A 20,811-nucleotide genomic window follows, 5' to 3' on the forward strand; every position below is an offset into this window, starting at 1 on the left:
CCCCACGCCCGGCAACGGCCCCATCACCCCCGCCTCCGCGCAGGAGGGCGCCAGGCCGGGGGCGGGCTCTTCGGGAAAGATGCAGCGGTAGCAGGGCGCGCCGTTCACAGGGTCGAAGACCGAAAGCTGCCCCTCCCACTGCGAGAGCGCGCCGGAGATCAGCGGAACACCCGCGGCCACGGCAAGATCGTTTGCAAGGTAGCGAGTGGCGGAGTTGTCGGTGCCATCGAGGATCATGTCGGCCCCGGCGACCAGTTCGGGGCCGTTCTCGTGCGTAAGGCGCGCGGCGCGCGCCGTCACCTGGACATGCGGGTTCAGCGCCGCCATCGCGGCGGCGGCGCTCTCGGCCTTGTTCCGGCCTTGGGCATCTGTGCGGTGAATCACCTGCCGCTGTAGGTTCGAGGCATCCACCTCGTCGTCATCCAGCACGGTCACATGCCCCACCCCGGCGGCGGCGAGGTAGAGCAACGCGGGCGAGCCGAGGCCCCCCGCTCCGATCACCAGCACGCGGGCGGCCTTGAGCTTCTTCTGCCCCGGCCCGCCGATCTCGCGCAGCACGATGTGGCGGGCATAGCGGGTGAGTTCGTCGGGGGTGAGGCGCCCGGGGTCGGCCTGCGCCTCATTCGACACGGTTTCAGGCTCGGGCTCTGAAGGCTCGGAGGGCACCGCGCGGCGCGCATTGAACCGGGCGGCCTGTGCCGCGCGCTCGGCATCGCGCTTGTCCTGTGCCACCTCGATATCCACCGCCTCGCGCCGCAGGGACTTGAGCAGGTAGCCGTAGCCGACCGCGATGGACCCGAAGAGCAGGACGATGAACCAGAGTTCCCATTGTTTGCCGGTGATCTCGCGCAACGCGTTTCCCTCCGGCAGCAGACGGTTGATCGCAAGCGCCGCGCCCACCACGGCGCCCACACCGAGCTGGCGCTGCCAGAGCCGCGCGCCCAGCGCCGCGCCGCCCCACCAGACCAGCGCCATCAGTGCAAAGACCAGAAGCATCAGCCCGTCCCGGTTGAGCCGAATCCACCAACCCCGCGCGCCGTCTCCGAAAGAGCCCCGGCGGGGCTGAAGGCCGCCTGCACCACCGGCGCGACGACCAGCTGCGCGATGCGCTCACCATGCTGCACGGTGAAAGGCTCGGCCCCGAGGTTGATCATCAGGATGCCCAGCGGCCCGCGATAATCGCTGTCGATGGTGCCCGGCGTGTTCACCAGCGTCACCCCGTGCTTTGCCGCAAGGCCGGAGCGGGGCCGCACCTGAATCTCGTATCCCTGCGGGATCTCCACGCGCAGCCCCGAGGGCACGATGGCACGGGCGCCGGGGGCCAGCGTGACGCCCGCGCTGCGCTGCGCCTCGGGCAGGTTCGCCCGCACGTCGGCCCCGGCGGCACCGGAGGTTTCGTAAGCGGGGAGGGCAATGGCGGGGTCGGCCCCGTCATCGAGAATGCACAGGATTTCGGGGGTCACGTAAGCGCCTCTGCAATACGGGCGGCGAGCTGTTGGGCCACCTGGTCCTTGCTCATCCGGGGCAGCGCATCGGCGCCCTCCGCCGTCAGGATCGTCACCGCGTTTTCGCTGCCGCCCATGATGCCGGTTTCCGGCGATACATCATTGGCGATGATCCAATCACAGCCCTTGCGCTTCAGCTTGGCTTCGGCATGGGCGATCAGGTCGTCGGTCTCAGCGGCGAAGCCCACCACGAGGCCGGGCCTCTGGTCCAACTTCGACACCTCCGCCAGAATGTCAGGGTTCTCGGCAAACTCCAGCGGCGCGATCCGCCCCGAGCCGTCCTTCTTGATCTTCGAGGCGCTCTCCGAGACCACCCGCCAATCGGCCACGGCGGCGGCGAATACCGCCGCATCGGCGGGCAACGCGGCAAAGACCGCCTCATGCATCTGCGCCGCCGTCTCCACCTTGACCACGTTCGCCCCCTCGGGCGGCGGCACCGAGGCCGGGCCGGTCACGAAGGTCACCGATGCGCCCAGCCCCATCAGGGAGCGGGCCAGCGCCGTGCCCTGTGCCCCCGAGGAGCGGTTGGCGATGTAGCGCACCGGGTCAATCGGCTCATGGGTCGGCCCGGAGGTCAGCACGATATGCTTGCCCTTGAGCGGCCCGTCGGCCAGCGCCTCGCCCACGGCCGCCACGATCTCGGGCACCTCGGCCATGCGCCCCGGCCCATATTCGCCGCAGGCCATCTCGCCCTCGGCGGGGCCGGTGAAGCGCACGCCATCGGCCCGCAGCGTTGCCACATTGCGCTGGTTGGCCGGGTGCAGCCACATCCGCACGTTCATCGCAGGCGCGCAAAGCACGGGCTTGTCGGTGGCCATCAGCAGGGTGGAGGCAAGGTCATTCGCGTGGCCATTGGCCATCTTGGCCAGCAGATCGGCGGTGGCGGGGGCGACGACCACGAGGTCAGCGGCGCGGCTGAGTTCGATATGGCCCATTTCGCGCTCATCCGTCAGGTCGAACAACTCGCGATACACCTTCTCGGCGGCCAGAGCCGAAACCGAAAGCGGCGTCACGAACTCTTCGGCGGCCTTGGTCAGCACCGGCGTCACATGGGCCCCCTGTTCGCGCAACCGCCGGATCAGGTCCAGCGACTTGAAGGCGGCAATGCCGCCGGCGATGACGAGTAGGATTTTCTTGCCTGCCAACATGGGTTTGGCCCTCCGCTCCTGCATTCCTACCGCCGCAGCACGCGGCGCACAATCCGCGAGCGGTTCAGTCGCGGAAGGCGCGGCACGGGTCGTCGCGCGGCGTGGGCGGGGAGAGGGCGGTGGCATCGAAGGGCGCGTCCGCCTCCGCCGCCTCCCCCTCGAACTGGCCGAGGCTCGCCACCTGCGGCGCATCGGGCAGCCGCGCCAGAAGGGCAGGCACGCCCCAGTCCTCCCGGGCATGGCCATTGCCGGCGATGACCACCACCGGGCCGCCGGTTTCGGCCAGCGCGCGCAGGGCCTCGCCTGCAAGCGCCGCGTCCCGCAACCGTTGGGCAGCGACGAAGCCCGGCAGGATCTCGGGCGGGAGCGCATCGCAATGGGAAGCCATCTGCCCCGCCTCGCGCTCCGCCTGTTCGACCTCGGGCAAGTGATCGGCCAGTCCGAAATCGGGCGGCGGCCCATCACCCTGCCATATCGCGGCAAACAGCTGTTCCGGCGGCTCGGCAAAGGCCCGGCGCACCAGCGGGCGCGGCAGCATGGCCCCGTAGTGCTGCAGGCCCTCCGTTGCCGCGAAGACCGGGGCATAAAGGGCAAAGTCGGGCCAGCCGCTCTCCGCCCAGTCAATCGCCTCCGGGTCGGCCTGGCCCATGGAGTTGATGGTGCCCGCCTGCTCCGGTGTTAGCATCTCGAAGACCACCGCAGCCGGGCCGATCTGGACGATCAGTTCGGCCTGCCGTTGGTGGTGGCCGGGGTTGTCGTGAATCTCGCCCAGCACCACAACATCTGCACCAGCGGCAAAGCCGGGCAGCTCATCGGCACAGGCAGGGAGGGCGGCGCAGGCAAGCGCCGCCGCCCAGAGAGGCTTCACGAGATCAGCGCCAGAACTTCCTCTGACTGCTGCTCCAGCGAGCGCCGCATCTTCTGAAAGGCTGCCGCTTCGAGCTGGCGCACGCGCTCTTTCGAGAGACCCAGCTCTTCGCCAAGGCTCTCCAGCGTGCGCTTCTCGCGCGCCAGCCGCCGCTCGCGGATGATGAACTGCTCACGCTCATTCAGCGCGTCCATCGCCTCGGCCAGCCAGTCACGGAGTTGGGCCTTGTCATGCTCCACCTCCACCTGCTCGGCGGCCTGCGGGCCGTCGTCTTCCAGCGCGTCGATCCACTGGCGGCCATCGTCCTCGGAGCTTTGGGTGACGTTCAGCGAGAAATCGGAGCCCGAAAGACGGCCCTCCATCATCTCCACGTCCGCCAGCGGCACGCCCACTTCCGTGGCGATCTTCTGACGCAGTTGCTGGCTGTCCAGTTCCTCACCCGCCGCCGCAGCCTCGCGCTCCAGCTGGGCCTGAACCCGGCGCATATTGAAGAACAGCGATTTCTGCGAAGAGGTCGAGCCGGTGCGCACCATCGACCAGTTGCGCATCACGAACTCCTGCACGGAGGCCTTGATCCACCACATGGCATAGGTCGAAAACCGAACGCCGCGCTCGGGGTCGAACTTGTCAGCCGCCTTCATCAGGCCAAGGCTGGCCTCCTGGATGAGGTCGTTCATCGGCGCGCCGTAACGCTTGTATTTCGCCGCCATAGAGATCGCGAGGCGCATGTAGGCCGAAATCAGGCGATGCAACGCTTGCTCGTCGCGGTGGTCGCGCCAGGCGCGGGCCAACTGCTGTTCGGTTTCGGCGTCAAGCAGTTCAGCCTGACGCGCGTGCCGGGACATGGAGGTATCGATATCGCCGTCCAAAGGCATGGGGGAGCTCCTTTTCGCGGGCAAGAGAGGCCGAGCACCGACCTACCTTGTCTTATGCTAAACGAAGATTAAGACCGATCGGTTCAAAAGAAAGTGTGAAAAATGCATATAAGCCCTTCCATCACAAATCTTGATGGACTTCTGCGCAAATATGCGTTGGTCAGATGGTTAAGTCTGTGCGTAGCGTCACAGGTATGACCAATACACTCTACATCGGCGATCCCGCCTACTCTTCGTGGTCCCTCCGGGGCTGGCTCCTGTTCGAGAGATTCGGGCTCGAACGCAGCACCGTCTGGGTCGATTTCGCACACCGCGACGTGGCCGACCAACTGGCCAAGATCGCCCCCGCCAAGACCGTACCCGCCGTCGTGTTCGACGATGGCGCAATTCTGGGCGAGAGCCTGGCGATTGCCGAAGAACTGGCCACCCGGTTCCCTTCGGCGGGCATATGGCCGGACGACAGCCGCGCACGGGCCACGGCGCGCGCGCTGGCATCCGAGATGCACGCTGGCTTCGGCGCACTCCGGGCAGACTGCCCCATGGCGCTGCGGGTGGCCTACGAGGGTTTTGAGCCTTCCGACGCGGTGCTAGCCGACCTCGCCCGGCTGGAGGTGATCTGGGATCACGCCAAGCGCACCGTGGGCGGCGATGGCCCTTGGCTCTGCGGCGCCCATTCCGCAGCAGATGCCTTCTTTGCCCCGGTGGCGGCGCGGATCGCAACCTATGGCCTGCCGGTGTCGGAGGCCGCAACCGGCTACGTCGCCGCCCACCTGGCCGACCCGGCCTTCCGCCGGTGGCGCGGGATGGGCTTTGCCCGGGGCGAGGATCTGCCCTGGTATGCGATGGATCTTCCCACCCGTGGCTGGCCCGGCCCGACACCGCTGGAAGCGCGGGCGGTGGACGAAGGCCCCGCGGAGAACGACGCCTGCCCCTACTCCGGCAAGCCCGTCACCCATTTCATGGAAGCGGGCGGCAAGACATGGGGCTTCTGCAACGCCTTCTGCCGCGACAAGACCGTGCCCGACCCGCTGGCCTGGCCGGCCTTCGCGGCGCTCTACGAGGGGCGTTAACCATTCACTAACCATCCCGCTCTAGCGTGAACCCCGGTGTTGCAACCGGGGAAACGCGCATGCTTGACGGAAGCGGAGGGATGCTGGCGGCGGCCTATACCGTCGCATTCGACGGTATCGAGGCGCGCCCTGTCGAGGTGCAATGCGCCGTGTCGCCGGGCATGCCCGCCTTTGCCATCGTCGGCCTGCCCGACAAGGCGGTGAGCGAGGCGCGCGAGCGGGTGCGCGCGGCGCTGGGCGCGATGGCCATTGCCCTGCCGTCGAAGAAGATCACCGTCAACCTATCGCCCGCCGACCTGCCCAAGGAGGGCTCCCACTTCGACCTGCCGATCGCGCTGGCGCTGCTGGCGGCAATCGAGATCCTGCCGCGCGAAGAAATCGCACAGGTGGTCGCGCTGGGGGAGCTTTCGCTCGATGGCAAGCTGGTGCCCGTCACCGGCGCGCTGCCCGCCGCCATGGCCGCCGCCGAACAGGAGCGCCAGCTGCTTTGCCCGCGCGCCAGCGGGGCCGAGGCGGCCTGGGTCGGGGCCGCCGAGGTGATCGCCGCGCCGAGCCTCGCTGCCGTGGTGCGGCACTACACCGGCGAAGCCCCGATCGAGCCCTCGCAGCCCGGCGAGGTGCTGGGCAGTGCGGCGGGTAAGGACTTGCGCGATGTAAAAGGACAGGAGCGGGCCAAGCGCGCACTGGAGGTGGCCGCCGCCGGGCGGCACCACCTGCTGATGGTCGGCCCGCCCGGCTCCGGCAAGTCGATGCTGGCGGCGCGGCTGCCGGGCATCCTGCCGCCGCTCACCCCACGCGAGGCGCTGGCCACCTCCACCGTCCATTCGCTCGCCGGGCTGCTGAAGGAGGGCGGCATCAGCCGCGAAGCGCCCTACCGCGCGCCACATCACACCGCCTCCATGGCCGCCGTGGTGGGCGGCGGGCGACAGGCCAAGCCGGGGGAGGTGTCTCTGGCCCATAACGGCGTGCTCTTCATGGACGAGTTCCCCGAGTTTCCGCGTGCGGTGCTCGAAACCCTGCGCCAGCCCATCGAGACGGGCGAAATCATGGTGAGCCGCGCCAATGCCCACGTCGCCTACCCCTGCCGCTTCATGCTGGTGGCCGCCGCGAACCCGTGCAAATGCGGTCACTTGACCGACGCCGCCCGCGCCTGCTCTCGCGCGCCCAACTGCGGCGAAGACTATCTCGGCCGCATTTCCGGCCCTCTGCTGGACCGCTTCGACATCCGCCTCGAAGTGCCCCCCGTCGCCTACACCGATCTCGATCTGCCTCCCGCCGAGGAAGGCTCTGCCGAGGTGGCAGCGCGGGTGGCAGAGGCGCGGGGCGTGCAGCGCGCGCGGTTCGAGGCGCTGGGGGTGGAGGCCAGCACCAACGCCGATATCGAAGGCGAATTGCTCGATGAGGTGGCCCGTCCGGACGACGCGGGCATGGAGCTGCTCCAGAAGGTCGCCCAGCGCTTCGGCCTCTCGGCCCGCGGCTACCACCGCGTGATGCGTGTGGCCCGCACCATCGCAGACCTCGACGGCAGCGAAGAGGTGACCAAACCCCATGTCGCCGAGGCGGTGGGTTACCGTCTGGTGAAAGGCGCCTGAGTGGCCGCGCGCGCCCTAGGCGGTGGCCGAGGGGCGGGCCTCGACCTGCTTGGCAAAATCGCCCATCCGGCGGCGCAGCTGCTGAGTCAGGCTGGAGCGGCGCAGGCGCAGCGACTGCACCAGCACACGCGAGGTGATGGTGCGGGGCTTCAGCTCGATATCGAGGTTCATCCGGGTGCGCATCTTCGACAGGGCGATCAGGTCGATCATCACCACCGTATCGAGCCCGCCAATGGTGATATCCAGCACCACATGCTCCGGCGGCTCATAGGCCGAAACCCGCGCCGTCAAGTCGCGCATCTGGCCCCGGATCGGAAACCGCATCTTCCACGCCATCCCCGCGCCCGGCGCCTCCAGCGTATCTGTGCGCGAAATCTCGTGCCCACGCCGCATGACCTGCTTTTCGAACGTTTCGTGGTCGGTGATCGCCGCGAAGACCTCGTCGATGGGTTTCTCGATGTCTTCCTTGCCGGTGAAGTTCATTCAGCCGTTGCCCTTTTCGTGCCTGTCCCCCGGCCAATCTCTTACGCGTCAATCAAGCCTGTCCGCAAGCCAGTTGGCGAGCAGGAACTGCGCGATCGCACCGCGCCGGGCCGGTTTCATCGCGGGGTTCAGCCCGGCAAAGGTATCCAGCATCTCTTCCCGGGTGACCCAGCAGGCATCTTCCAGCTCCTTCGGGTCCAGCGTGATCTCGGTGGCCGTCGCCTCGCCGTGGCACCCGATCATCAGCGAGGCCGGAAACGGCCAGGGCTGCGAGGACAGATAGCGCACCGGCCCCACCGGCACCCCGGCCTCTTCCGCCACCTCCCGGCGCACCGCCGCCTCAATGGTCTCGCCCGGCTCCATGAAGCCCGCCAGCAAAGAATACATCCCCTCCGGCCAGCCCGGCGAACGGCCCATGAGCACCGAGTTGCCATGGGTGATGAGCATGATCACAACCGGGTCCGTGCGCGGAAAGTGATGCGCCCCGCAGGCCGGGCAGCGCCGCTCCCACCCGGCGCAGGCCACCTCGCTCTTCGCGCCGCATTTGGCGCAAAACCCGTGAGTTGCGTGCCAGCCGGTGATCGCCCGCGCCGTCGCCGCGAGTTCCGCCTCCAGCGGGGTGAGGCGCGACATGGCCGCGCGCAACTCGATGAAGCGGGCGCCCTCAAGGCCGGGATAGTGCTGCTCGCTCCGATCAAGGAAGCTGTCGGGCTGCTCCGGGGTGTCTTCCGGCTCCCAATCCGAGATGTCATGGGCAAACCAGGCGCTGCCATCGGCGGTTTCTCCGAGAAACACTTGAAGGCCCGCATGGCCAAGCACCGCCGCCCCTGCGCCCTGCGGGGCCAGCACCGGTGCCTCCTCGGGGCCCTGCATCAGCACCTTGCCGCGCCAGACGGGCAGATGCCGCGCGTGGCTGGCCCCGGCCATCCGTGCCAGCCCCTCCGCATCCCCGCGCAGCTCGGCCCGTCGCTCCAGGCCGCCGCCGCCGAATGTCACCTCTTCCGCATGCCGCATCCGCCATTCTCCCTTACCCTGGATGTGTTCTGACATGGGGGGCAGAGCGGCGCAAACCACCTGCCGCCCGCGCAATTCCAGGTTGCGTATCGATTTGACATTCCCGTGATCAGAGAGTCTCCTGCACGCCCGCCCCAAGGCGCACCACCAAAGCTTGCAATGACACGATCCGACGAGACGACACAAAAGGCCCTCAGTAGGGCAAGGGTCCGGCTGCGCCTTGCCGCAACTTCCGACCTGCACATGAATCTGCTGGGCTACGACTACCACACCGACAGCGCCGCCCCGGGGGTGGGTCTGGCGCGCGTGGCAACTCTCATCGCCCGGGCGCGCGAAGAGGTGCCCGGGCTGCTGCTGTTCGACAACGGCGATTTCCTGCAAGGCACCCCGCTGGGCGACCACGCCGCCGAGGCACCCCGCCCGCACGGCAAGGCTCACCCGATGATCGCCGCGATGAACACGCTGCGCTATGACGCGGTGGGCCTCGGCAACCACGAGTTCGACTATGGGCTCGACGTGCTGGAAACGGCGCTGTCCGGGGCAAAGTTTCCGGTGCTCTCCGCCAACGTGCTGCGGCGGCGCGGCGCTGATCCGCTGCGGGATGACCCCCTCGCGCAGCCCTGGGTGCTGCTCGACCGCGAACTGGAAGACGAGGCCGGCGTGCCGCGAAAGCTGCGCATTGGGGTGCTGTCGCTCCTGCCCCCACAGGTTCTGCACTGGAACAGCGCGCGGCTCGGGGGGCGGATGGAGGTGCGCTGCATGATCGAGGCCGCCCGCGCCCATGTGCCCGCGCTCCGCGCCGCCGGGGCCGATGTGGTGGTCGCCCTGGCCCATTGCGGCCCTTCGGACCGGCCCGAGACGCAGGGCATGGAAAATGCCCTGCTGCCGCTCGCCGCCATCGACGGGATCGACGCGCTGGTGGCGGGCCACGTCCACCGCCTGATCCCGGGGCCTGACTATGCCGCCCTGCCGGGAGTCGACGCCGAAGCGGGCCGGGTGTCCGGCAAGCCCGTGGTCATGCCGGGCATCGCCGGAAGCCACCTTGGGCTCATCGACCTCTGGCTGGAACCGCAGGCGCCGGGCTGGCGGGTGTCCGAGACTCGCGCCGAGCTGCGCTCGATTGCCCGGCGCGGTGCGCGCGGCCCTGAAGAACTGGTGGAGGAGGCCCCCGCCGTCGTGGCCGCCGTGGCCAAAGATCACGCCGCCACCCTCGCCTATATCCGCCGCCCCGTAGGCCACAGCGAGATCGCACTGCACAGCTATACCAGCCTCGCCGCGCCCTGCCCGGTGCTCCACGCCATCAACATGGCCCAGCGCTGGTATGTCCGCCGCGCGCTCCCCGATGCGAGCCTGCCGGTGCTCAGCGCCGCCGCGCCCTTCAAGTGCGGCGGGCCTGCCGGGGCCGATAACTTCACCGATGTGCCACCAGGCCCGCTCTCCCTCCGCGACATCGCGGCGATCTACCCGTTCCCTAACGAAATCCGCGCGATCGAAGTCACCGGCGCCCAACTGCGCGACTGGCTGGAACGTGCGGCAGGCGCCTTCAACCGGCTCACCCCCGGCACGCCCGGCCAGCCTCTGCTCAATGCCGCGTTTCCGCGCTATGATTTCGACGTCATTGCCGGATTGGAATGGGAAATCGACCTCTCCCGCCCAGCCCGCTACGGCCATGACGGCTCGCTACAGCAGCCCAAAAGCGCCAGGGTGCACAACCTGCGCCACGACGGTGCGCCGGTGGAGGACGAGCAGCGCTTCATCGTCGCCACCAACAGCTACCGGATCGGCGGCGGCGGGCTCTATACGCCGCTGGCGGAGGCCCCAGTGGTTCTGTCCGAGCCGACCGGCAGCCGCGACGTGCTCATGCGCTACATTGCCGATGCAGGGCCTCTGCGCGGGCCGGTGCCGCCCAGCTGGCGCTTCAGCCCCCTCGGAGGGGCTTGCGAGGCCGTGATGGAGAGCGGGCCGAGCGTGCTGCACCACCTTGGCGCCATCGCGGAAAGCGGAGCGCTGCAGGTGCGGGCCGGGCCGCTGGGAGAAGACGGCTTCCAAAGGGTGCACCTGCTGCTCTGAGCCGCTGGCCAAGGCCCGCGCCTCGGGCTAAGCAGGGGCCGCAACATCAACGGAGGCGCGCGCATGCGCAAGATCGTCTGGCTCATCGCCATCCTCGCCATCGCGGCCCTCGCCGCGGTCTTCACGAAGCCTACGCAGGACGACGTGGAGACCGAGCTGAAAGCCCAGTTCCTCCAGCGCCTCGCCAACACCAACCCCAGTGCCCAGCAAAACGGTGGCGACTTCGCCCTGACATTGATGTGCAAGGCCGATCACGACGCCTGCTACCAGCTCATCCGCTCGGGCCTCGATGTCACCTATGACGACCGGCGCCTCTATGCCGCCGTCGATGTGTCGGGCTTCGGCGAGGCGATCCGCTGCTACGGCGCCTTCACCCGGTTTTTCTGCAACGGCGACCTCCCGGTGAAAGACGGCTGACCTTGCGAATCCCCTTCGCCCGCCCTAAATAGCGCCTTGAGAGGTTGGCGCGGGCGAGCGCCTCGCCAACCCGGTCAGGTCCGGAAGGAAGCAGCCGTAACGAGCCCCGCTTGGGTCGTTGTCCAGCCTCTCACCCAAGTGCATTTGCGCCAGCAAATGTGCGTAGATGCGGCAGGCGTGTTTCGCAGAAACATGCCGAGAGCATCCCTTCTCCACCCCAAAAATCGAGCGAAGCGAGGCCACGACCAGCCCCGCCTAGAGGTTATCCACCAACCGCTCGGGATGCGCCTCGGCATAGTCAGCCAGCATCCCGGCAATCTCCTCATTCCCGGTGAACACCAGATACCCGCGGTACAGCGGCAGTCCTGCCTCCAGCGCCAGCCTGACGCAGCCCGCGTGGTCGCGCGTCGCCCGGTCCGGCGCGTTGGCCGCGCCGTGCAGCGTGGTACCGAGCAAGTCACCGCCGTAGCCGTTCTTGTGCTCCAGGTCCGGCCCCAGCGAGAGCAGGTAGGCCATGATCTCCGAAAGCCCCTCCCAACCCGCGATCTGAACCGGCGGAACGCCCATGCCATCGGGCCTGTCCCACTCCATTCCGGCGGCCACCAGCGCCTTCACCCGCGGCAGCGCGCCGGGCAGGTGAATGATGCCGCGCAGCATCGTGCGGGTCTCCGGGCTCAGTTTCTCGGGCTCAAGCCGCCCCTTGGGCACACGCCCGTCCGCCGCCTCGGCAATGATCGCGTCCTGCGCGTCAAGCGGGGTCTCACCACCGGCTTCGGCGATGACGCTGGCCACCTCGGCATTTCCGAAGATCCGCGCCGTGGCATAGGGGCTGCGCCCGTCCCAGGGCGCGGTCAGCGAGGCACCCGCCTCGATCAGGAGCCGCGCCACGGCGCCCGAGCGCATCCGCCGTGCCGCCTGATGCAGCGCCGAGGCTTTCATCGGTGGCTGGCCCGAGGCGTGGTTTGCCACCCCTTCGTTCGGGTCCGCGCCAGAGTCGAGCAACATGCGCACCGGCTCGATATCCTCGAAATCCAGCGCCCGCAGCAACGCATTGGTGCCCTCGTTCCGCGCGCCGGCCCCCAGCAGCATCCGCAGCCCCTCGCGATGCCCCAACTCGGTGGAATGATAGAGCGACTCGCCGTCGTTCGGGTCCGCCCCGTGGTCCAGCAGCCAGCGGCCCAGCGCCATGTTGTCGCCGTGGCCGATGGCCCCATAGAGCGGCGAAAGCACATGGCCCGATCCGCCCGCCTCCGGCTTGCCCGCGTTCACATCCGCGCCATGGGCCAACAGCAGATCGGCCAGTGCAAGCATGTCGCCCGCATCGCCATCGCCGTGGCACCACCTGGAAAAAGCGAGGTGGCAGAGCGGCGGCGCGCCCTCGATCTCCCGGGTCGCCACGGCCGGATCGGCGTCAAGCGCCGCGCGCCAGGCCGCCACATCATAAAGTGCCGCCGCCACGCCCAGATCGGCGCGCGCCAGCTCGGGCGACACCGCCAGCACCTCGCGCGTGGCCCAGTGAAAGCCGTTCTCCAGCGCCTCCCGCAGCCGCCTCAACCTTTGCTCAGGCGTGGCCGCGCGCAGCTCGAGCCGCAGCTTCAGCCGGGGCCAGCTCTCGGCCCCCTCCTCGCGCGCAATCACATGCAGCGCATCCACATGGTGCAGCGGCGCAAGCCGCTCGGGCGGCAGCACGGCAGCAGCACGCACCAGCGCCTCGGCCTCGCCCGCGGCATGGGCCTTCTTGAGCCGCTTGGCGGCCCGGCGAAAACGGTCGATCTCGGAAGTCATGTCTCAGGTTTCCCTTGGTCAGGGCCCGATGGTCCGCCAGCGCTGGGCCACAAGAAAAACCGGTATCGGTTTCGCTCTTCTCAGGGGGCCTTTCAGCTTTCCGCGGACCGGGGGTGCCGCCCTGCGCGGCCTGCTTAGGCTAACGGGCGTCAGGGGACATAGGCAAGCCCCCTCGCCCGCGCTAGGCTCGCCCCATGCAGGATGGATGCCCCGAAGACCCCGACACCAAGACAGAATGGGCCGAAAGCCGCACCGACTGGGCGGAAGATCGCACGTTGCAGGCCAACGAGCGCACCTTTGCGGGCTGGATGCGCACCGGCCTCGGCTCGGTGGCGGTGGCCATCGGCCTCAAGGCCGTCTTCGGCGATTTTGATCCAACATGGGCCGCCAAGGCCGTCGCCAGCCTCTTCATTCTCTCCGCGCTGGTGATCTTCTTCTTCGCCCAGCGCAATGCCCGGCGCACGCAGGACAGGCTGTCAGACCACGCCGCCGAGCCGCTCAAGCACACCCATTTCACCACCATCGCCAGCCTCTTCGCCGTGGCGACGCTCGCGGTGGGTTTCGTGCTCTGGTCGCTTTGAGCCATGGACCTCTGCCAGCCCAACCCCTAGATTGAGGCGGGTCCACTGCACCGAGGCGACATGAGCGAAACCGCGAAATCCGGCTACCAGGTTCTGGCGCGCAAATACCGCCCGCTCACCTTTGCCGACCTCGTCGGGCAAGAGGCGATGGTGCGCACCCTGAAGAACGCCTTCGCCGCCGACCGTATCGCCCAGGCCTTCATCATGACCGGCATTCGCGGCACCGGCAAAACCACCACCGCGCGGATCATCGCCAAGGGGCTGAACTGCGAGACCGGGCCAACCACCGACCCCTGCGGCAAATGCGATGCCTGCGTGGCCATCGCCGAGGGCCGCCACGTCGATGTGATCGAGATGGACGCCGCCTCCAACACCGGCATCGACGACATTCGCGCCGAGGTTCTGGATACGGTGCACTACGCGCCCGCCAATGCGCGCTACAAGGTCTACATCATCGACGAGGTCCACATGCTGTCCAAGAGCGCGTTCAATGCGCTTCTGAAGACGCTTGAGGAGCCGCCCGCTCACGCCAAGTTCATCTTCGCGACCACCGAAATCCGCAAGGTGCCGGTGACGGTTCTCTCGCGCTGCCAGCGGTTCGACCTGCGCCGCATCGAGCCCGAAGACATGATCGCGCTGATGCGCCGGATCGCCGAGGCCGAGGGCGGCAAGATCACCGACGATGCGCTGGCGCTTCTGGCGCGTGCCTCCGAAGGCTCGGCCCGCGATGCCACCTCGCTGCTCGATCAGGCCCTCGGGCAAGGCGGCGAGGAGGCCAGCGCCGAGACGGTCCGCGCCATGCTCGGCCTCGCCGACCGGGGCCGGGTGCTGGACCTCTTCGAGATGGTCCTGCGCGGCGATGCCTCGGGCGCCTTGGGCGAGTTGGCGCAGCAATATGCCGAGGGCGCCGACCCGATGGCCGTGCTGCGCGATCTGGCCGAAGTCACCCATTGGGTCTCGGTCACCCAGATCACCCCCGATGCGGGCGATGACCCCACGATCTCGCCCGACGAGCGCGACAGGGGCCGCGCGCTGGCCGAGAGCATCTCCATGCGGGTGCTCAGCCGAATGTGGCAGATGCTGCTGAAATCGCTGGAAGAAGTGAGCCAGGCGCCCAACGCGATGATGGCCGCCGAAATGGCGATCATCCGGCTCACCCATGTATCGGAGCTGCCCACGCCCGACGAGCTGATCCGCAAGCTGAAGGATATGCCGCCTCCCCCGCCGCCCGGTCCGGGTGGGGGCGGCGGCAATGGCGTGGCCGCGCCCTCCGCGCAGGCCACCGCCATGAGCCACTCCGCCGCGCCGCCGGCCTCGGCCCCGGCCGGCACGCCCCATGGCACCGCCACCGCGCTGGCGGTTGAGCCCGAGGTGGCGCTGGCCCGCTATGCGCGCTTCGAGGACATGGTGGAACTGATCCGCCACCACCGCGACGTGAAGCTGCTGGTGGAGGTCGAAACCACCCTGCGCCTCGCCCGCTACCAGCCCGGCCGGATCGAGTTCGAGCCCACCGAGGATGCCGCGCCCGACCTCGCCGCGCGGCTTGGCGGACGGCTGCAAACCTGGACCGGCGTGCGCTGGGGCGTTTCGGTCGTCGGCTCCGGCGGCGGTGAAACCATCGCCGAAGTGCGCGATGCCGAACGGTTGGCGCTGGAGGAAGAGGTGAAGAAACATCCTCTGGTGCAGGCCGTTCTGGCAGAGTTCCCGGCGGCTCGGATCAAGGAAATCCGCACCACGCAGGAAATCGAAGCGGAGGCCGCCGCCGAGGCGCTTCCGGAAGTGGATGACGAGTGGGATCCCTTCGAAGAGGACTGACCCGCTGCAAACCAAGAGGTTACGACATGCTTAAAGGACTGGGCCAACTCGGTGACATGGCCAAGATGATGAAGTCCGTGCAGGAGATGCAGGGCAAGATGGCCAAGCTTCAGGAAGAGCTGGCCGAAATGACCGTCGAGGGCGAAAGCGGCGCCGGGCTGGTGAAGGCCCGCTGCACCGCCAAGGGCGTGCTCAACGGGCTGGATATCGACCCATCCATCTTCAACCCCGACGAAAAGGAAGTGGTCGAAGACCTGATCCTTGCCGCGATCAAGGACGCCCAGGCCAAGGCCCAGGTGAAGGCGCGCCAGGAGATGGAAAAGATCACCCGCGAGATGGGCCTGCCCGAGGGGATCGATCTGCCGATCTGAGGCAGCCCACCCCATGGCCCAGGACCAGGAAGAGATCGAAGGGCTGATCGCCCTGATGGCCCGTCTGCCCGGGCTCGGGCCGCGCTCGGCCCGCCGGGCGGTGCTTCAGCTCATCAAGAAGCGCGGGCAACTGCTGGTGCCGCTGGCCGATGCCATGCGCCATGTGGCCGAAACCGCGCGCGAGTGCCTGCGCTGCGGCAACGTGGGCACGGCCGACATCTGCTCGATCTGCCAAAGCGAGAAGCGCGCAACCGGCGAGCTCTGCGTGGTCGAAGACGTCGCCGACCTCTGGGCAATGGAGCGCGCGGGCGTGTTCAAGGGCCGCTACCACGTGCTGGGCGGTGTGCTCTCGGCGCTTGATGCCGTCGGCCCGGAAGAGCTGCGCATTCCGCGCCTCGCCGAGCGGGTGCGCGAGGAGAACATCACCGAAGTGATCCTTGCGCTGAACGCCACCGTCGATGGCCAGACCACCGCCCATTACATCGCCGACCAGCTGGAGGATATGGGTGTCCGCATCACCTCGCTGGCGCAGGGCGTGCCGGTGGGCGGCGAGCTGGACTATCTCGACGACGGCACCATCGGCGCCGCGCTCAGGGCGCGCAAGGCACTCTAGCCCGCAAGCTGCTCACACACATCCGGCCCCCAGTCGATCACCGTCCAGCCAGCCTTGCGCAGCACGCCGTCATCGAACACCTGCACATAGTCCCACACCTGCCCCTCGGCCTGCTCGGTCTCATGCGAGAACAGCACCACATCCCCCGGCGCCAGCGTGAAGAGCGTGCCGGCGGACAGGCTCGTGCCCTCGCGCAGCCCCACCGGCCCGCCCTTCCAGCCGATACAGCCCGATTCGCCTTCGGCGCGGATCGGCAGCACCGAGAGGCGGCGGCGTATATCCAGATCGGGAATGTCGAGGCTGGTGCGGCCTGAATCCACCACGCAGCCCTGTTCCGCCGCCTTCACCCGGTCCAGCCGGGCCGCCTGCTCGGCGCTCAGATCGGGGGTCTTGGTGGTGCAGCCGTCGTTGCCGAACACGGCCTGCCCGAGCGGCGAGCCAAAGCAATAGCCCGCCTCATGGAAGATCGCGTTGCGGGTGAACCAGAGATCATCGCAGGTGCCGTCCCCGGCAAAGGCAGGCGAGGCGGCGAGGAAAACGAGGGCCGAAAGGCGCATGGCAAAGAAAATCCCGGCAGAAATCACTGCCGGGATGGTCTCGCGTTGCGAGGCTCGAATCAAGCCGCTCTTCGGTCCTTTCGGCCCTCATCGCAGCTGCGAGGAGGGTCCGGCAGGGCCCGAGGAGCCGCCCGGGTCAGGGCTGCTCGTCGTCCGAGCCGCTCTCGTCGTCGGGCAGGTTGAAGAAGCTGTCGGCGTCCAGCACGTCGGCCTCGTCCTTCTTGTCCTCTTCCTCCTCATCCTCGTTGCCCGAGAGGGTAAAAGTCTCCAGCCCGGAAATCGCCGAGGGGATCTTGGGCTCGGGCTCGGCGGCAAGGCTCTGCTCGGTCGAGAGCAGCTTGCGGCGCTCATCGTCCGACATCGCCTCCCCCTCGCGGGCCTTCTTGGCGGCGGCCTTCTGCACGGCGGCGTCCAGCTCGGTCTGCTTGCACAGGCCGAGGGCCACCGGGTCGATCGGCTGGATGTTCTGGATGTTCCAGTGGGTGCGCTCACGGATCGCCTGGATCGTCGGCTTCGTGGTGCCCACCAGCTTGCCGATCTGGCCGTCTGTCAGCTCGGGGTGGAACTTGACCAGCCAGAGGATTGAGGCCGGGCGGTCCTGCCGCTTCGACAGCGGCGTGTAACGCGGGCCGCGGCGCTTTTCCTCGCCCACGGCAGCCTGGTTGAACTTGAGCTTCAGCTTGTGGCCTGCATCCTTCTCGGCGGCGTCGATCTCTTCCTGCGTCAGCTGGTTGTTGGCGATCGGGTCGAAGCCTTTGACGCCGGCAGCAACATCGCCATCGGCGATGCCCTGCACTTCCAGCTCGTGCAGCCCGCAGAACTCGGCGATCTGGCGGAAGCTGAGGGTGGTGTTATCCACCAGCCAGACGGCGGTGGCTTTGGCCATGAGCGGTTTGTTCATCGGTAGAAACTCCTTGAGCACGACTTTCCCGACGCCGGAAAGGCGACCCCGGGTTTCGGCGGGGTGAGTTCACGTTGTCGGGGAACTTGGGGGGCTATATAGGGAAAAGCGGCAAGGAAAGGAAGGGCGAATGCGGGGCTGGATCACGGCACTCTTTGTCGCGCTGGCACCACCGGCCTGGGCCGAGGGCGAGCGTGCGGGCGACTTCGACTACTACGTGATGAGCCTGAGCTGGTCGCCCAACTGGTGCGCGCTGGAAGGCCGCGCCAAAGGCTCGCCGCAATGCGATGCGGGCCGCGGCTTCGGCTGGGTGCTGCACGGGCTCTGGCCACAGAACGAGCGCGGCTGGCCCAGCTTCTGCCGCACCGGCGCGCGCGACCCGAGCCGCGCCCAAACCGCTGAAATGGCAGACATCATGGGCACCTCCGGCCTCGCCTGGTATCAGTGGAAGAAGCACGGTCGCTGCGCCGGGCTTCCGGCCACGGACTATTTCGCGCTGGCCCGCGAGGCCTATGGCGCGGTGGTCCGCCCCGAGGTCTTCCGCAAGCTGAAAGACCCGATCACCCTGCCCGCTTCCGTGGTCGAAGAGGCCTGGCTGAAGGACAATCCCGGGCTGGGGCCCGACATGCTCACCGTCACCTGCAAGGCGGGCCGGATCCAGGAGGTGCGAATCTGCCTCACCAAGGATCTCACGCCGCGCGACTGCGGGGTGGACGTTGTGCGCGACTGCCGCATGCGCGACGCCGGGTTCGAACCGATCCGCTAGCCGCGCCCGCGCTCACACCGGAAAGTCATCGCCCCCCGGCGGGTCGGCCTGCGCCTCGGCTGTGTCATCGGCCTCGGCAATCCAGGCCTCCGCCTCCCGCCGCCGCGCCAGCGGAAAGCACCGCAGCGGTGCCTGGATGAGCGGCGCGAAGAGCCGCACGGCGTGGGTCACCCAATCGGCATCCGTCACTAATGCGATGCGCGCGAAGTCATGCAGATGGCTGAACCCCAGCCGCGCATCGCTGATCGCGGCTCCTGCGGTGAAGCCTTCGAAGTCTTCCTCCAGAATGTAGAGCAGGCGGATCGTGTCATGCCGCTCCAAACGCGCCTCGAGCGCGGGGCGCAGCACCTCTTCATAGGCCGCCGCATCAATGATGCCGTGGCCAGCAACGGCCAGCACGTTCGGCGGCGTGTCGGGCAGTATGGTGAAACCGTCAGGCATGGTGCCTCCTTTCGGTCGGTCAACGCGCGAGTCCCCGCCCGAGTTTGCCTCATTGCGAAAACCGGCGCGATCCCCCTTGCAAAGGCCGGGACGGGCGGTTAGATGACGGCTCCACGCGCTGGTAGCTCAGTTGGATAGAGTACTTGACTACGAATCAAGGGGTCGGGGGTTCGAATCCTCCCCAGCGCGCCACTTCCCCAGATTATCCGACTGACACCGCAGCACGCCTGTAGCGCATGCCTGCCTAGCCGTGCCTGTTGCACCCTGCGCGATCCCGGCCATCTCGTCCCGCCTGCACGCCCCGGCGCGCTTCAATCCCGCCTCAGCCATTGCAACTGCGCGCCCGTGGCCCGATATGTCAGGGGCTGAAGGAGGGCAGGATGGCAGACCGGCGGATACCAGAAGGGCGGCGCCCTTCGCTCTCGCTGCCCATCCTGCGGGCCTCGCGGACCCATCACGCCCTTGGCACGCTCACGCTGGGCGAGTTGCTGGCCTCCCTGGGCGAGCGCTCCTTCGGCTGGTCGATCGTGGTGTTCTCGCTTCTCACCCTTCTGCCCCTGCCGCCGCCGATGACGCTGATCACCGCCCTGCCGGTGATGCTGGCCACGGCACAGATGGCGCTGGGCTACCCCCACGTGCGCCTGCCCCGGCGCATCGCCCGCATGCGGCTCGACCATGAGAAGCTGCGCCGTACCCTGCTGCGGCTGCGCCCGGTCACCCGGCGGCTGGAGCGGGTGCTGTTTCCGCGTTACCAGCGCATCTTCGCCCGCCGCTACGAGCGGCCCCTGGGGCTGCTGCTCTTCATCATCGCCTTCGCGCTCTTTCTCCCGGTGCCGCTCAGCGGCTGGTTTCCGGCGATTTCGCTCTTCATCGTGGGCGTGGGCCTGACGGAGCAGGACGGGCTGGTGGTGGGCGCGGGGCTGGTGCTGGGCGTGCTCTCCGTGGTGCTCACCGCCTCGATCATCACCGCCGCCGCCATGAGCGCCGAGCGGCTGATGGAGGCCATGCACGAGCCGCCGCCGGCCCCTGCCGCAGCCGCGCTGCCCTAGAGCATGTCGCGCAAGAGTGGGAACCGTTCCTGCGCTCCTCGGATATGCGAAGTCAATCGGTTAGAGTGTGTCGGGCGAATGCGAATGAGCGCGACACGCTCTAGCGCCAGCGCCAGCCGGGCGCGAGGCTCGCCAGCATCGCATCCAGCCCATCGGTCAGGCAGGCCGGGCCGGGCTGGAGGATGAGCGACGACTTGATCTCATGAATGCGCCGGTTGGCCACCGCCGGAATAGCCTCCCACCCCGGACGCGCGATAATGCGCTCGGGCCGCACCTTCTTGCCGCACCACGAGGCCAGGATCACATCGGGCCGCGCGTCGATCACCTGCGCGGGGGTGACGATGCGGTTGGTCGCTGCCTGCTCGGGGGCGAGCGCGGCAAACACATCGCGCGCGCCGGTGGCCTCGATCAGTTCCGAAACCCAGCCGATGCCGGAAATCATCGGCGCGTCCCACTCCTCGAAATAAACCGTCAGGCCTTTCGCCGGGGCGGCCTTGCGCAGGCCTTCGAGCCGGGCGCGGTAGCCGCGCGTCAAGGCCTTCGCCGCGTCCTCGCAGCCGGTCAGCGCGCCCAGCGTCTCGATCATGTCGAAGATCCCGGCCAACCCGCGCTGGTTGAAGCCGTAAACGGCAACCCCCTCGCGCAGCAGCGCGGCAGCGATATCGGCCTGAAGGTCGGAAAAGGTCAGCACCAGATCGGGCTTCAGCGCCATGACCTTAGGGATGTCGGCAGAGGTGAAGGCGGAAACGCGCGGCTTCTCCCGCCGCACCCCGGGCGGGCGCACCGCATAGCCCGAAACGCCCACGATCCGGTCCTGCTGGCCAAGCAGGTAAAGCGTTTCCACGGTTTCCTCGGTGAGGCAGACGATGCGTTCGGGCGGGAAGGCCATG

At 68.2% G+C, this 20,811-nt stretch carries 22 protein-coding genes, 1 tRNA gene and 1 other RNA gene; 12 read left to right on the plus strand and 12 right to left on the minus strand.

All coding sequences use genetic code 11. The features are described 5' to 3' along the window. From DYI42_RS12305 to DYI42_RS12325, 5 genes are all read right to left on the minus strand, one after another. The coding region (locus DYI42_RS12305; RefSeq protein WP_244867878.1) for a HesA/MoeB/ThiF family protein at positions 1 to 996 on the minus strand (996 nt) is incomplete at its 3' end. Further along, on the minus strand, positions 996 to 1,463 hold the full coding sequence (dut, locus tag DYI42_RS12310; protein ID WP_213546238.1) for a dUTP diphosphatase: 468 nt from the start codon (positions 1,461 to 1,463) through the stop codon (positions 996 to 998). The genes DYI42_RS12305 and dut, both read right to left, overlap by 1 nt. Beyond that, positions 1,460 to 2,653, minus strand: coding sequence for a bifunctional phosphopantothenoylcysteine decarboxylase/phosphopantothenate--cysteine ligase CoaBC (gene coaBC, locus DYI42_RS12315; protein WP_213546239.1), 1,194 nt, complete (start codon positions 2,651 to 2,653; stop codon positions 1,460 to 1,462). The genes dut and coaBC overlap by 4 nt, the downstream gene beginning before the upstream one ends. A 64-nt stretch (positions 2,654 to 2,717) precedes the next feature. Continuing rightward, entirely contained in the window at positions 2,718 to 3,521 is an 804-nt protein-coding gene (locus DYI42_RS12320) for a ChaN family lipoprotein (protein WP_342344654.1), read from the minus strand. Further along, positions 3,518 to 4,396: an RNA polymerase factor sigma-32 gene (locus DYI42_RS12325; RefSeq protein WP_213546240.1), complete on the minus strand. Its 879-nt coding sequence runs from the start codon at positions 4,394 to 4,396 to the stop codon at positions 3,518 to 3,520. The genes DYI42_RS12320 and DYI42_RS12325 overlap by 4 nt, the downstream gene beginning before the upstream one ends. A 194-nt stretch (positions 4,397 to 4,590) precedes the next feature. On the opposite strand from DYI42_RS12325, the gene DYI42_RS12330 reads away from it, so the two are divergent. Together DYI42_RS12330 and DYI42_RS12335 are read left to right on the plus strand one after the other, a co-directional pair. Beyond that, positions 4,591 to 5,466, plus strand: coding sequence for a glutathione S-transferase (locus tag DYI42_RS12330; RefSeq protein WP_213546241.1), 876 nt, complete (start codon positions 4,591 to 4,593; stop codon positions 5,464 to 5,466). An 80-nt stretch (positions 5,467 to 5,546) separates the two neighbouring features. After that, positions 5,547 to 7,058 carry a YifB family Mg chelatase-like AAA ATPase gene (locus DYI42_RS12335; RefSeq protein WP_213546279.1) on the plus strand — a complete coding sequence of 504 codons (1,512 nt, stop codon included), beginning with the start codon at positions 5,547 to 5,549 and terminating at the stop codon, positions 7,056 to 7,058. Between the two features lie 15 nt (positions 7,059 to 7,073). Here the strand turns inward: DYI42_RS12335 and DYI42_RS12340 are convergent, their stop codons facing one another. Both DYI42_RS12340 and nudC read right to left on the minus strand, forming a co-directional pair. Continuing rightward, complete coding sequence (locus tag DYI42_RS12340; RefSeq protein WP_213546242.1) at positions 7,074 to 7,541, minus strand: SRPBCC family protein; 468 nt, start codon at positions 7,539 to 7,541, stop codon at positions 7,074 to 7,076. A gap of 48 nt (positions 7,542 to 7,589) precedes the next feature. After that, positions 7,590 to 8,555: an NAD(+) diphosphatase gene (gene nudC, locus DYI42_RS12345; protein WP_213546243.1), complete on the minus strand. Its 966-nt coding sequence runs from the start codon at positions 8,553 to 8,555 to the stop codon at positions 7,590 to 7,592. Positions 8,556 to 8,714: 159 nt separating this feature from the next. Between nudC and DYI42_RS12350 the strand changes: the two genes are divergently transcribed. From DYI42_RS12350 to ffs, 3 genes are all read left to right on the plus strand, one after another. Continuing rightward, positions 8,715 to 10,625: a bifunctional 2',3'-cyclic-nucleotide 2'-phosphodiesterase/3'-nucleotidase gene (locus tag DYI42_RS12350; RefSeq protein WP_213546244.1), complete on the plus strand. Its 1,911-nt coding sequence runs from the start codon at positions 8,715 to 8,717 to the stop codon at positions 10,623 to 10,625. A gap of 63 nt (positions 10,626 to 10,688) precedes the next feature. Then, on the plus strand, positions 10,689 to 11,042 hold the full coding sequence (locus DYI42_RS12355; RefSeq protein WP_213546245.1) for a hypothetical protein: 354 nt from the start codon (positions 10,689 to 10,691) through the stop codon (positions 11,040 to 11,042). A 38-nt stretch (positions 11,043 to 11,080) separates the two neighbouring features. Further along, positions 11,081 to 11,177: signal recognition particle sRNA small type (gene ffs, locus DYI42_RS12360), an RNA gene on the plus strand. A gap of 120 nt (positions 11,178 to 11,297) precedes the next feature. Here the strand turns inward: ffs and DYI42_RS12365 are convergent. Then, entirely contained in the window at positions 11,298 to 12,827 is a 1,530-nt protein-coding gene (locus DYI42_RS12365) for an ankyrin repeat domain-containing protein (protein ID WP_213546246.1), read from the minus strand. Positions 12,828 to 13,021: 194 nt separating this feature from the next. Here DYI42_RS12365 and DYI42_RS12370 point away from each other — a divergent pair, with 194 nt between their 5' ends. From DYI42_RS12370 to recR, 4 genes are read left to right on the plus strand one after another with little or no spacing between them, the layout of a single operon-like run. Then, a complete protein-coding gene (locus DYI42_RS12370) occupies positions 13,022 to 13,408 on the plus strand; it encodes a YidH family protein (protein ID WP_213546248.1) in 387 nt (128 codons plus the stop codon). A 60-nt stretch (positions 13,409 to 13,468) separates the two neighbouring features. Then, entirely contained in the window at positions 13,469 to 15,223 is a 1,755-nt protein-coding gene (locus DYI42_RS12375) for a DNA polymerase III subunit gamma/tau (protein ID WP_213546249.1), read from the plus strand. Positions 15,224 to 15,249: 26 nt separating this feature from the next. Next, a complete protein-coding gene (locus DYI42_RS12380; protein ID WP_213546250.1) occupies positions 15,250 to 15,594 on the plus strand; it encodes a YbaB/EbfC family nucleoid-associated protein in 345 nt (114 codons plus the stop codon). Positions 15,595 to 15,607: 13 nt separating this feature from the next. Continuing rightward, a complete protein-coding gene (recR, locus tag DYI42_RS12385; RefSeq protein ID WP_213546251.1) occupies positions 15,608 to 16,207 on the plus strand; it encodes a recombination mediator RecR in 600 nt (199 codons plus the stop codon). On the opposite strand, the gene DYI42_RS12390 is transcribed toward recR, so the two are convergent. After that, a complete protein-coding gene (locus DYI42_RS12390) occupies positions 16,204 to 16,827 on the minus strand; it encodes a DUF4453 domain-containing protein (protein ID WP_213546252.1) in 624 nt (207 codons plus the stop codon). The two genes, recR and DYI42_RS12390, sit on opposite strands and share 4 nt — an antisense overlap. A gap of 73 nt (positions 16,828 to 16,900) precedes the next feature. Continuing rightward, positions 16,901 to 17,665, minus strand: a complete 765-nt coding sequence (locus DYI42_RS12395; protein ID WP_213546253.1) for a DUF1013 domain-containing protein — start codon at positions 17,663 to 17,665, stop codon at positions 16,901 to 16,903. Between the two features lie 130 nt (positions 17,666 to 17,795). On the opposite strand from DYI42_RS12395, the gene DYI42_RS12400 reads away from it, so the two are divergent. Further along, positions 17,796 to 18,431: a ribonuclease T2 family protein gene (locus DYI42_RS12400; RefSeq protein ID WP_213546254.1), complete on the plus strand. Its 636-nt coding sequence runs from the start codon at positions 17,796 to 17,798 to the stop codon at positions 18,429 to 18,431. Positions 18,432 to 18,443: 12 nt separating this feature from the next. Here the strand turns inward: DYI42_RS12400 and DYI42_RS12405 are convergent, their stop codons facing one another. Then, positions 18,444 to 18,872: an STAS/SEC14 domain-containing protein gene (locus DYI42_RS12405; protein ID WP_213546255.1), complete on the minus strand. Its 429-nt coding sequence runs from the start codon at positions 18,870 to 18,872 to the stop codon at positions 18,444 to 18,446. A gap of 115 nt (positions 18,873 to 18,987) precedes the next feature. Between DYI42_RS12405 and DYI42_RS12410 the strand changes: the two genes are divergently transcribed. Together DYI42_RS12410 and DYI42_RS12415 are read left to right on the plus strand one after the other, a co-directional pair. After that, positions 18,988 to 19,064 (plus strand) — tRNA-Arg (locus tag DYI42_RS12410). Between the two features lie 188 nt (positions 19,065 to 19,252). After that, positions 19,253 to 19,921, plus strand: a complete 669-nt coding sequence (locus tag DYI42_RS12415; protein ID WP_213546256.1) for an exopolysaccharide biosynthesis protein — start codon at positions 19,253 to 19,255, stop codon at positions 19,919 to 19,921. 100 nt (positions 19,922 to 20,021) lie between these two features. On the opposite strand, the gene DYI42_RS12420 is transcribed toward DYI42_RS12415, so the two are convergent. Continuing rightward, complete coding sequence (locus DYI42_RS12420; protein ID WP_213546257.1) at positions 20,022 to 20,810, minus strand: cobalamin-binding protein; 789 nt, start codon at positions 20,808 to 20,810, stop codon at positions 20,022 to 20,024. Position 20,811: the final 1 nt, after the last annotated feature.

Origin of the sequence: Vannielia litorea (genome assembly GCF_018424695.1) — a bacterium.
GTDB classification, from domain to species: domain Bacteria; phylum Pseudomonadota; class Alphaproteobacteria; order Rhodobacterales; family Rhodobacteraceae; genus Vannielia; species Vannielia litorea_A.

What these genes read in the sequence shown, in the direction of transcription:
- DYI42_RS12370 (WP_213546248.1), top strand. Translation starts at nt 13,022, where the DNA reads ATGCAGGATGGATGCCCCGAAGACCCCGACACCAAGACAGAATGGGCC.
- DYI42_RS12330 (WP_213546241.1), top strand. Translation starts at nt 4,591, where the DNA reads ATGACCAATACACTCTACATCGGCGATCCCGCCTACTCTTCGTGGTCC.
- DYI42_RS12350 (WP_213546244.1), top strand. Translation starts at nt 8,715, where the DNA reads ATGACACGATCCGACGAGACGACACAAAAGGCCCTCAGTAGGGCAAGG.
- DYI42_RS12365 (WP_213546246.1), bottom strand. Translation starts at nt 12,827, where the DNA reads ATGACTTCCGAGATCGACCGTTTTCGCCGGGCCGCCAAGCGGCTCAAG.
- recR (WP_213546251.1), top strand. Translation starts at nt 15,608, where the DNA reads ATGGCCCAGGACCAGGAAGAGATCGAAGGGCTGATCGCCCTGATGGCC.
- DYI42_RS12355 (WP_213546245.1), top strand. Translation starts at nt 10,689, where the DNA reads ATGCGCAAGATCGTCTGGCTCATCGCCATCCTCGCCATCGCGGCCCTC.
- coaBC (WP_213546239.1), bottom strand. Translation starts at nt 2,653, where the DNA reads ATGTTGGCAGGCAAGAAAATCCTACTCGTCATCGCCGGCGGCATTGCC.
- DYI42_RS12405 (WP_213546255.1), bottom strand. Translation starts at nt 18,872, where the DNA reads ATGCCTGACGGTTTCACCATACTGCCCGACACGCCGCCGAACGTGCTG.
- DYI42_RS12380 (WP_213546250.1), top strand. Translation starts at nt 15,250, where the DNA reads ATGCTTAAAGGACTGGGCCAACTCGGTGACATGGCCAAGATGATGAAG.
- DYI42_RS12415 (WP_213546256.1), top strand. Translation starts at nt 19,253, where the DNA reads ATGGCAGACCGGCGGATACCAGAAGGGCGGCGCCCTTCGCTCTCGCTG.
- DYI42_RS12420 (WP_213546257.1), bottom strand. Translation starts at nt 20,810, where the DNA reads ATGGCCTTCCCGCCCGAACGCATCGTCTGCCTCACCGAGGAAACCGTG.
- DYI42_RS12395 (WP_213546253.1), bottom strand. Translation starts at nt 17,665, where the DNA reads ATGAACAAACCGCTCATGGCCAAAGCCACCGCCGTCTGGCTGGTGGAT.
- nudC (WP_213546243.1), bottom strand. Translation starts at nt 8,555, where the DNA reads ATGCGGCATGCGGAAGAGGTGACATTCGGCGGCGGCGGCCTGGAGCGA.
- DYI42_RS12375 (WP_213546249.1), top strand. Translation starts at nt 13,469, where the DNA reads ATGAGCGAAACCGCGAAATCCGGCTACCAGGTTCTGGCGCGCAAATAC.
- DYI42_RS12325 (WP_213546240.1), bottom strand. Translation starts at nt 4,396, where the DNA reads ATGCCTTTGGACGGCGATATCGATACCTCCATGTCCCGGCACGCGCGT.
- DYI42_RS12340 (WP_213546242.1), bottom strand. Translation starts at nt 7,541, where the DNA reads ATGAACTTCACCGGCAAGGAAGACATCGAGAAACCCATCGACGAGGTC.
- DYI42_RS12400 (WP_213546254.1), top strand. Translation starts at nt 17,796, where the DNA reads ATGCGGGGCTGGATCACGGCACTCTTTGTCGCGCTGGCACCACCGGCC.
- DYI42_RS12335 (WP_213546279.1), top strand. Translation starts at nt 5,547, where the DNA reads ATGCTGGCGGCGGCCTATACCGTCGCATTCGACGGTATCGAGGCGCGC.